This is a genomic window from Xenorhabdus santafensis, from assembly GCF_033949405.1.
Lineage (GTDB): Bacteria > Pseudomonadota > Gammaproteobacteria > Enterobacterales > Enterobacteriaceae > Xenorhabdus > Xenorhabdus santafensis.
In genome coordinates this window covers 38,549-46,672 of the sequence record NZ_VCDN01000059.1, presented here as the reverse complement: position 1 = coordinate 46,672, position 8,124 = coordinate 38,549, and the positions used below count along the sequence as shown (strand labels likewise).

Annotated in this window: 7 protein-coding genes; 2 read left to right on the top strand and 5 right to left on the bottom strand. The window is 41.8% G+C overall.

The features are described from left to right. Positions 1 to 210: hypothetical protein (locus FE392_RS14665; protein WP_319930962.1), on the top strand; the 210-nt coding region annotated here is incomplete at its 5' end. 229 nt (positions 211 to 439) lie between these two features. On the opposite strand, the gene FE392_RS14660 is transcribed toward FE392_RS14665, so the two are convergent. From FE392_RS14660 to uvrA, 3 genes are all read right to left on the bottom strand, one after another. Further along, complete coding sequence (locus tag FE392_RS14660; protein ID WP_319930961.1) at positions 440 to 1,006, bottom strand: disulfide bond formation protein B; 567 nt, start codon at positions 1,004 to 1,006, stop codon at positions 440 to 442. Between the two features lie 12 nt (positions 1,007 to 1,018). Beyond that, a complete protein-coding gene (locus FE392_RS14655; RefSeq protein ID WP_420855333.1) occupies positions 1,019 to 1,171 on the bottom strand; it encodes a DUF5993 family protein in 153 nt (50 codons plus the stop codon). A 514-nt stretch (positions 1,172 to 1,685) separates the two neighbouring features. After that, positions 1,686 to 4,517 carry an excinuclease ABC subunit UvrA gene (gene uvrA / locus FE392_RS14650; RefSeq protein WP_319930960.1) on the bottom strand — a complete coding sequence of 944 codons (2,832 nt, stop codon included), beginning with the start codon at positions 4,515 to 4,517 and terminating at the stop codon, positions 1,686 to 1,688. A gap of 292 nt (positions 4,518 to 4,809) precedes the next feature. Here uvrA and FE392_RS14645 point away from each other — a divergent pair, with 292 nt between their 5' ends. After that, the gene (locus FE392_RS14645; RefSeq protein ID WP_319930959.1) at positions 4,810 to 5,337 is read left to right on the top strand and encodes a single-stranded DNA-binding protein; all 528 of its coding nucleotides are present in this window, start codon (positions 4,810 to 4,812) and stop codon (positions 5,335 to 5,337) included. A 341-nt stretch (positions 5,338 to 5,678) separates the two neighbouring features. Here FE392_RS14645 and FE392_RS14640 read toward each other — a convergent pair whose 3' ends face one another. Next, positions 5,679 to 6,647, bottom strand: coding sequence for a hypothetical protein (locus FE392_RS14640; RefSeq protein ID WP_319930958.1), 969 nt, complete (start codon positions 6,645 to 6,647; stop codon positions 5,679 to 5,681). Positions 6,648 to 7,027: 380 nt separating this feature from the next. Then, a complete protein-coding gene (glk, locus tag FE392_RS14635; RefSeq protein WP_319930957.1) occupies positions 7,028 to 7,996 on the bottom strand; it encodes a glucokinase in 969 nt (322 codons plus the stop codon). Positions 7,997 to 8,124 lie beyond the last annotated feature (128 nt).

Here is an 8,124-nt window from a genome sequence, read left to right as displayed (position 1 = left end):
TTGAAAGACGAAGCGTATATAAAATATAGCCAATATTATGTGTTAAAAATAATCATATTTAAAACGATCAGATTTAAAATATATTCTGAAGAATGTGATTATTTGACAGTACCTGAAATCAATATTCCTGAGGTACAGAGGGAATTCGAATTTATACAAAATGAATTAATGAAAAGTAAATTGATGCAAGATGGATTTATGTACTGTTAGAGCGACCAGGCCGGAGAATTATGTTTCTTTTTGATTCGAAGAGAGCTGTTGCTCTGAAGAGTGTCTATGCAAAAGGATGTTGAATTGATACATGCATGGTTGTTAATTGTTATGCCGATTTCTATGGAGATTGATTAAAAGTGGAAGGCTGCTGAATATTCAGCCTTCCTGTCTTTATTCTGATTTCTATGACACCGTCTTCTTTTTATTTTTAAAAGAAGAACAAGCGTTATTTATTCAATAGTTGATAAAACGTTGGGTTGTCATCACATTGGCCGCTACCACATTCCAGAACGGTAGAAACCAGATTGGCTGCAATCAGAAGAGCGAACAGGCCCATGGCAATTTTGCCTAATGCGGGTGGAGTGTATTTCGCTGAGTCAGTATTGCCAGCTTTCAACGGCATAATAATCGCGATGGCGATAACAGTCAGAATAGACAGAATTGCAGCCCAAGTATAAAAATGCAATCCGAAGAAGGTTGAACCATATCCTGTATCTCCCGGCAGGATATGAAGAGAAACCTGACGCATGGCAACAAAGCCGGTCACGATGCAGCCCAGAATGGAAAGGCTGTAATGGGCATTTTTTACACCAAAATAAATATTAAACAAAAAGCCGAAGCCAATCATAATTATTCCTGCACGTTGTAATAAGCACAATGGGCAGGGAAGTTCAAAACGTGCTAATTGGTAATAAAATGCGACGATTAAGATAACACTAATACCAAACAAACCCAGAATATTTAAGGTGGTAGCGAGGTTAGTATTGCGTTGTGCTGACAGTGTATTATTCATTATGGCCTCCGATTAAAAAGAAAGGTTTAAGGCATCAGTGGCATGATATTTAAACCAAAATATCGTGATAATGAACAAAGCAAACCAAAGTGTGTATGTCAGCTTTTTCTTGCCCATAATAACTGTGGCAATGATAACCAAAGCAATTAGGAATGGTAAAAACATATACATATTTAATCTCCGTTATAAACTTAAAGAATATGTTATGTCATTATGGCATTAATGACTGAAAAATGTGATCAGTAATTAATCTTAGTCCAACAATACTATAGTCGAACAATACTATGCTGGTTCAAGATGATTGATTCAGGCTGGGTTAGTTAACTTGAATTGATTACAAAAAAGGCTTTTTGTATGCGTGAAAATGAATGTTGAACAGTGTTTGGTTAACAAATGGTGAAAGCCATCCTGAATAGTTTCCCACAGTTACCTTGCATTGTAAGGGAAACTGTGGGGAGGATATACCCATTGTCTTTCAAGTTGCCTCTTTGTTGGCTGCGTCCATTCACTCCGGTTACCGTTTTTATAAACATACGGTTAATCATGCTCCCGGAACTTACTGAAAAGTCAGCCTTTGGCCGGAAAAAGCCTTTTCTTGACGAATTTGCCATTCCCTTGCTGCCGCGACGCATCTTGAAATCCATAGGGTATAGTAGGTTATTTTAATAACAAAAGTAAATTAATTGCGTTCAAGTATTGGCTTCAAGAAACGGGCTGTGTGCGATTTATCGCATTGAGCGACCTCTTCTGGCGTTCCTGATACCAATATTTCGCCACCACCGCTGCCGCCTTCAGGGCCGAGATCGACAATCCAGTCAGACGTTTTAATCACATCCAAATTATGCTCAATCACCACAATGGTATTACCCTGATCCCGAAGTTGATGCAAAACTGACAGTAGCTGTTGTATATCTGCGAAATGCAGGCCGGTTGTGGGTTCATCAAGAATATACAGAGTCTGGCCTGTACCTCGCTTAGATAATTCTCGTGCCAGTTTTACCCTCTGGGCTTCACCGCCGGAAAGTGTCGTTGCGGATTGCCCAAGACGGATGTAGGAAAGACCAACATCGATCAGTGTTTGTAATTTACGGGCAAGGGCAGGTACGGCATCGAAAAACTCACGGGCTTCTTCGATGGTCATATTCAGCACTTCATTAATATTCTTGCCCTTGTATTTAATTTCCAATGTTTCACGGTTATAACGCTTACCTTTACATTGATCGCAAGGGACATACACATCAGGCAGGAAGTGCATTTCAACTTTGATTACCCCATCGCCCTGACATGCTTCACAGCGCCCGCCTTTGACGTTAAAACTGAAACGCCCCGGAGTGTAACCGCGGGCACGTGATTCAGGCACGCCTGAAAAGAGTTCCCTTACAGGTGTAAACACACCAGTATAAGTGGCAGGGTTCGAACGGGGAGTTCGGCCTATAGGGCTTTGGTCAATATCAATGACTTTGTCAAAGTGCTCCAGCCCTTGAATATCGATATAGGGAGCAGGATTAATATTTGTTGCGCCATTTAACTGACGTTGTGCGATAGGGAATAATGTATCGTTGATCAACGTGGATTTACCTGAGCCGGAAACCCCGGTGATACAAGTAAACAAACCGACAGGTAGCTTTAATGTTACCTTTTTCAGGTTGTTTCCTTTTGCCCCAATCAGTTTCAACATTTTTTCTGGATTGGCTGGTATCCGTTGTTCAGGGATTGCAATTTTGCATTCACCACTCAAAAATTTCCCTGTGAGAGATTTTTCGCTATTCATGATATCGGCGATATCCCCTTCGGCAACAATCTCACCGCCATGTACACCCGCTCCAGGCCCGATATCAATAATGTGGTCAGCAGCACGAATGGCATCTTCATCATGTTCGACCACGATAACGGTATTACCCAAATTGCGCAGATGCAGCAATGTTTCCAGTAAACGTTCATTATCGCGTTGATGAAGGCCAATTGAAGGCTCATCAAGCACATACATTACACCGACAAGACCGGCGCCAATCTGGCTGGCCAGACGGATACGCTGGGCTTCACCACCTGAAAGGGTTTCTGCTGAGCGGGAAAGGGTCAGGTAATTCAAGCCGACATTAACCAGAAATTTCAGGCGATCACCAATCTCTTTCAGGACTTTTTCGGCAATTTTAGCGCGTTGCCCGCTTAGTTTCATATTTTGGAAAAACGCCATAGCATGACCGATACTGAAATCGGAAATTTGCGGCAAGGTCGTATCTTCGATAAACACGTAACGCGCTTCTTTGCGCAAACGGGTTCCTTCACAAGAAATACAGGAGCGATTGCTGATATATTTTGACAATTCTTCCCGTACCGCGGCGGATTCCGTCTCTTTATAGCGGCGTTCCATATTGTTCAGGACGCCTTCAAACGGGTGATTTTTTACCTTTATATCGCCACGATCATTGGTGTATTTGAATTCAATGGATTCTTTGCCTGAGCCGTACAAGACGGCTTTTTTGATGGCTGGGCTTAGCTCATTGAATGGGGTTTCTATATCAAACTTGTAGTGTTCGGCCAGAGATCTCAACATCTGGAAGTAATAGAAATTACGGCGATCCCAGCCACGAATTGCCCCACCGGCAAGGGAAATGTCACCATTCTGGACAACACGTTCCGGATCGAAAAATTGCTGAACGCCCAAACCATCGCAAGTTGGGCAGGCACCAGCGGGATTGTTGAAAGAAAATAGGCGTGGTTCCAGCTCACTCATGCTATAACCACAAATTGAACAGGCAAAATTGGCGGAGAAAACCAACTCTTCCGCCTGAGTATTGTCCATATTGGCAATAACGGCAGTACCGCCAGAAAGCTCTAATGCGGTTTCAAATGATTCAGCCAACCGCTGGGCAATATCGTCGCGCACTTTGAAGCGATCGACAATGACTTCAATAGTATGTTTTTTCTGGAGTTCGAGTTTGGGTGGGTCGGAAAGATCGCACACTTCACCATCAATTCGTGCCCTAATGTAACCTTGTGCAGCAAGGTTATCCAGCAGCTTGGTATGTTCGCCTTTGCGCTCTTTGACCACCGGAGCCAGCAGCATTAATCTGTGGCCTTCTGGCAGTGCCAATACATTATCCACCATCTGGCTGACGGTTTGCGCAGCCAGCGGGATATCGTGTTCAGGGCAACGTGGCTCTCCCACGCGGGCAAATAACAGGCGGAGATAATCGTGGATCTCAGTAATTGTGCCGACGGTAGAGCGCGGGTTATGGGAAGTGGATTTTTGCTCAATGGAAATGGCGGGGGACAGACCTTCAATATGGTCAACATCCGGTTTTTCCATCAATGACAAAAACTGGCGGGCATACGCAGAGAGTGATTCGACATAGCGACGTTGCCCCTCTGCATAAAGTGTATCAAACGCCAGAGATGACTTACCGGAACCGGACAACCCGGTAATGACAATCAGCTTGTCACGGGGAATTACTAAATTGATATTCTTGAGATTATGGGTGCGGGCGCCCCGAACTTCGATGTTATCCATATACCACTTCCCAGATTATTGATAGAGCAAAACTCGTAAACGCGTTATTATTGCACAAACATTGCTGAATGGATATACAGTATTTAATCAGGCATTATGCTGTCATCATCACAATGGTAGATAGTAGTAGAAGAGAAGAGCAGCATAAAGTGCGATAGAAAGTACGATGCACTTCGCAAAGTATAATATAACGGGTCTATGTATAAACTTAGTCCTCGCATGGTAAACTACTTCGCTTATAATTAGAGAAGTTCATTTTTTAGCAAAATTCATTTCATCAGGAGTATTCCCAATGGCCAGCAGAGGCGTAAACAAAGTTATTTTAGTGGGTAATTTGGGGCAGGACCCGGAAGTTCGCTATATGCCGAACGGTGGGGCAGTTGCCAACATTACTCTGGCAACGTCTGAGAGCTGGCGTGATAAGCAAACCGGTGAGATGAGAGAGAAAACCGAGTGGCATCGTGTTGTATTGTTCGGCAAATTGGCTGAAGTTGCGGGTGAATACCTGCGTAAAGGCTCTCAGGTTTATATCGAAGGTGCTTTGCAGACTCGTAAGTGGCAAGATCAGAGCGGCCAAGACCGTTACACCACTGAAATCGTGGTCAATGTTGGCGGCACCATGCAGATGCTGGGTGGTCGTGGCGGTGCAGCAGGGCAAGATGCACCAGCACAAGGCGGCTGGGGCCAACCACAGCAGCCACAAGCATCCCAGCAATTCAGTGGCGGCAGTGCTACTGCTGCACCATCTCGTCCGGCACAGTCTCCTGCGCCACAGAGCAATGAACCTCCAATGGATTTCGATGACGATATTCCGTTTTAAGGTTTGTTTTGATAATTGAATTAAGAATTTATTTTAAGGCCCCGCTTTTTGCGGGGCTTCTTGTTTATATAGGGTTATTTTATAGGGTTATTTTTTATGTGAAGCAGAGTAGCCATATGCGGAGATAAACAAGAGTCACATCCTGTGACAATATGTTTTTTGCATTTTAAAATATACTGTTACAGTTTTCTGTTAACGAAAGGCAAAATGTCTAATGTTAAGAATAAACCAAAACAGCATTGTTGATGGGCGTTAATGTATTGAAGAGTCACGCTACTATAACGGAAATATATTAAAACTATATTTTAATCTTTTTTTATAGGATTAAAAATCCCTAATTATTATACTGTGGTTTTGTTGGTTTGATCTAACAAATTGTTTATTATATTTGAGGAAGGGTCTATATTGAGTATTGCTGTGGCGTTTTTGGAACTTCTGTAACCGATCCCCATTTTTTTTAAATCAATGTATGGTATAATAAGTCTGTCTGAATTTTCTGGAGAAATTAGGGCAATTAATGGATATTTTTTTTTATATTCAACTGTTTTTTTGCCATCATATTTCAAATGTATTGGATGTGTTTCCGGCATATCTATCTCACCAAATAATTGTTCTCTATTTTCTAAATGTCCCTTTAGCCAATTGTGAAATAATCCCCCATTTTTCATTCTTTCTGCTGTATTTACCTTATGTTTTTGGTTTCTATAAGCCTGGCAGCTGCCTATTGCCAAAGTAGCAACGCCTCCGACACTATATGATATAGTTCCCTTAGCATGACCTAGATACTTATTCCACCAGGTGTCAGAAAACTGTTCTTCAATGTACATAATGGTACCAGCTGAGACTATAGAGCCTATTAATCCTCCCACCCATTTAAGTAATGGATAAAATTGCCCGTTACATATGCCATCTGTCTTTTTTTGTGTTACATGATCATAATTTGCAGTGACTCTTCCCCATAAACCATCTAGGTCCTCAGCCCTTTCTGCATTCAACGTGGCTATACAAGAGAGTGCATCAAGTAAATTAGGATGCTGCATTTGTCGAGCTACGAAGTCATGAAACTCATGGCGGCTTATCGTTACAAATGGAATAACACTTTTTTTAGCAACGATATTTTGGTTGGGTATTACAGAATTAAGACTAAACTCCTTGTTTAAATCAATTTTTATAGCGGGATTAGCTACATCAACTGTATTTTTTTTATCCAATGCATTATTTGCATTATTTGCATTATTTGCATTATTTGATTTTTTCACTCTATAGGAACGTTGATTTCCTCTTTTAGGAGTTGTTTTATTCAATTTCATAATATCACCTCGTAATATTCATATGTTAAAAATAACTATGTAAACATTATACAAGGAAATAGATAAATATATTTAAATATACTTATAACGAAATGAATATAAGCAGCTTATTAAATGGATTAAGTATTTAAATCAATGAAGTAATGGGGTTGTTTGTTTATGATATATATCTCCCATGCTAAACATAACTTAAATTTTAACTATTATCTTAATAAGAACAATAGCATGAGCAGATATAGAGATTATACCCGTCGTCTTTCAAGTTGCAGCTTTGTTGGCAGCACTCACTCACCCCAATCACATAGTTAGCTATGTGATTGGGGATTCGCTCCCTTGCCGCCGCGCGCAACTTGAAATTCATAGGGTATAGACGGATCTATTTACCCAATCGCTTTACCCAACAATTGGCGGATATAAGTTCCAGCGCCCAATAGCCCTGTTTTATCATATGTAATTAAATAAACTGGAATATCCTGCAAATAAGATGTGAATCGGCCTTTGTTTTCAAAACCCTGCCGGAATTCTGATTTTTGGAAAAAATCGAGGAAACGAGGAACAATCCCTCCTGCAATATAGACACCGCCAAATGCGCCAATATTCAGTGCCAAATTCCCACCAAAACGCCCTAATGCTTTACAAAAAAGCGCTAATGCTTGTTCGCAAACCGGACAGCTCCCACTTAAGGCTCTATCTGAAATATCACTGGGAGTAATTTCTTCTATTGGCTGACCGTTTAGCTTCATCAAGGAACGATAAATATTGACTAATCCGGGGCCAGAAAGAACACGTTCGGCAGAAACATGGCCGTACTCTGCCCGTAAAACGCTTAGCATATGCTCTTCTTCCGCACTGTCTGGTGCAAAATCTACATGACCACCTTCTCCGGGCAGGCTCAGCCACTGATTACCTGTGTGAATAAGATGCGCGACACCTAAGCCGGTTCCCGCACCATAAACAGCAATTGGTTTCTTGGCCTGAGGTTGTTTCCCGCCAATCTGAATAACATCCTTTTCATCCAAGACCGGAATGGCAAGGGAAACCGCGGTAAAGTCGTTAATGACTTCAAAGCGTTCCCATCCTAAGGATGCTCGCATTTGGCTGATGGAAAAACGCCAACTGTGGTTGGTCATGCTGACAACGTCATCCGTTACAGGGCAGGCAATGGCGATGCTGCCATATTTAACTTCATAACCTTTCTGTTGCAGGTAATGGCGGATAACAATTTCAAGTGATGCATAATGTGCGCAGGGATAGAATTCGACAGCACTCAGTTGCCCAGTATCTACATCACATAATGCCAGACGTGCATTTGTACCACCGATATCACCTACAAGGGCATATGTTGTCATAGTTTATCTCCTTAACTTTACAGAAATTCTATACCCGTCATCTTTCAAGCTGCATCTTGATTGGCTGCAATTCAAGTTCCATCGGGTATATATCCTGATGATCCGGTCAAAAATCGAATTGGGGGGAT